At 64.6% G+C, this 2,027-nt stretch carries 3 protein-coding genes; 1 reads left to right on the top strand and 2 read right to left on the bottom strand.

From position 1 onward, the window contains the following. A partial coding sequence (locus WAW17_RS23280; RefSeq protein ID WP_422335270.1) for a sugar nucleotidyltransferase occupies positions 1–541 on the bottom strand: 541 nt, incomplete at its 3' end. 63 nt (positions 542–604) lie between these two features. Between WAW17_RS23280 and rfbB the strand changes: the two genes are divergently transcribed. Continuing rightward, entirely contained in the window at positions 605–1,609 is a 1,005-nt protein-coding gene (gene rfbB, locus WAW17_RS23275; protein WP_422335269.1) for a dTDP-glucose 4,6-dehydratase, read from the top strand. Positions 1,610–1,633: 24 nt separating this feature from the next. On the opposite strand, the gene WAW17_RS23270 is transcribed toward rfbB, so the two are convergent. Beyond that, the coding region (locus tag WAW17_RS23270; protein ID WP_422335268.1) for a DUF2142 domain-containing protein at positions 1,634–2,027 on the bottom strand (394 nt) is incomplete at its 5' end.

The following is a 2,027-nucleotide window of genomic DNA, read 5'->3' as shown; positions in this document are numbered from 1 at the left end:
ACACGACGTCGTTGTCGTAGAAGTACAGGCCCGGAATCGAGTAGTTGGATTTCGGCGCGGCGGGTTTCTCCTCGATGGAGATGGCGCGACCCGTGCGGTCGAACTCCACGACTCCGTACGAGCTGGGATCGGACACCCAGTACGCGAAGACTGCCCCGCCTTCGATGAGTTCGAAACGGTTGAGCCTGGAACCGAGCCCGGGGCCGTAAAAGATGTTGTCGCCGAGCACGAGGGACACCGACTCGGTGCCGATATGGTCCGCGCCCAGGACGAAGGCCTGCGCCAGGCCGTTCGGTTCCTTCTGCACCTTGTAGGTGAGGTTCACGCCGAACTGGGATCCGTCGCCGAGCAACCGCTGGAACTGTTCGGCGTCGTGTGGCGTCGTGATGATGAGGATGTCCCGGATGTCGGCGAGCATCAGGGTGGAGAGCGGGTAGTAGATCATCGGCTTGTCGTAGACCGGGACAAGCTGTTTGCTCACTCCGAGGGTGATCGGGTGAAGCCGCGACCCGGTACCGCCTGCCAGGATGATTCCACGCATGTGCGCAGTGTTCCAGTGTTCGACCCGGATACAAACTCGAACCCGCCGCTAGGCTAGGTGTCCATGAGGCTTCTCGTGACCGGTGGTGCCGGGTTCATCGGCGCAAATTTTGTGCATCAGACGGTGGCCGAACGGCCGGACGTGCAGGTGACGGTGCTCGACGCGCTCACCTATGCCGGAAACCGGCGGTCGCTGGATCCCGTGGCCGACCGCATCGAGTTCGTGCACGGCGACGTGGCCGACTTCGAACTGGTCGATCGGCTGGTCGCTGCGTCCGATGCGGTGGTGCATTTCGCAGCGGAGTCGCACAACGACAACTCGCTGGCCGACCCGTCACCGTTCGTGCAGACCAACGTGGTGGGCACGTTCTCGCTGCTCCAGGCGGTGCGGACGCACGATGTCCGCTACCACCACATCTCCACGGACGAGGTGTACGGCGACCTCGAACTGGACGATCCGGAACGGTTCACCGAGTCGACGCCGTACAACCCGTCCAGTCCGTACTCGGCTACCAAGGCGTCGAGCGACCTGCTGGTTCGCGCGTGGGCGCGGTCGTTCGGGGTGCGGGCCACGCTGTCGAACTGCTCCAACAACTACGGCCCGTACCAGCATGTCGAGAAGTTCATTCCCCGGCAGATCACCAACCTGATCGACGGCGTGCGACCCCGCCTCTACGGGTCCGGACTCAACGTGCGTGACTGGATCCACGTGGACGATCACAACCGGGCGGTGTGGACGGTGCTCGAGAAGGGCGAGATCGGGCAGACCTACCTGATCGGAGCGGACGGCGAACTCGACAACCGGACCGTGGTCGGGACATTGCTGGAGTTGTTCGGACGCGACGCCGACGACCTCGACTTCGTCACCGATCGTCCGGGGCACGACCTGCGTTATGCGATCGATTCGACCCGCCTGCGCACCGAACTGGGATGGACGCCGCGCTACCAGGACTTCCGCAGCGGACTCGAGGCCACTGTCGAGTGGTACCGGGACAACCAGGACTGGTGGCGTCCGCAGAAGGGAACCACCGAGCAGGCGTACAAGCGAACCGAGGCAGTGATCGGCTGACAGCCGCCGCCGTGCCGGGGCTGGTCAGAGCCAGACGGTGAAGTAGTACCGTGCGACCGTGGTGAGCAGTGACAACACCGTCAGCACCACGACGGCGATGCTGGTTCCGCGCACCGCGGGCTGACCGGACGCGCCGACCACCCGGAGCGGTATGAACCGCAGGATCACGGCGCAGGCGAGCAGCGCGAGCGGCAGGAAGTACCGCCCCTGGACGCCGTCGATGAAGTAGTAGCCCACGGGAGTGAACGACAGGTACAGCGTTCCGAAGATGATGCCGATCGACAGCAACACGGCGAGCGCGGTCGCCCCGGCCTGAACACGGGTGGCCGTGAGTCGCTCCGACATGCCGAACGCCAGCACTATGGCCAGAATCGCGCAGACGATGGCGGTCGCCGGCACGTCCACGTAGCTGAAGCCG

This window comes from Rhodococcus sp. (in: high G+C Gram-positive bacteria) (assembly GCF_049286785.1).
Lineage (GTDB): Bacteria > Actinomycetota > Actinomycetes > Mycobacteriales > Mycobacteriaceae > Rhodococcus_F.
The sequence above is the reverse complement of the archived record's forward strand: the minus strand, read 5'-3'. Positions and strand labels throughout refer to the sequence as shown.

Excerpts from the sequence above, each read along its gene's own strand:
- rfbB (WP_422335269.1), top strand. The coding sequence starts at position 605 with ATGAGGCTTCTCGTGACCGGTGGTGCCGGGTTCATCGGCGCAAATTTT.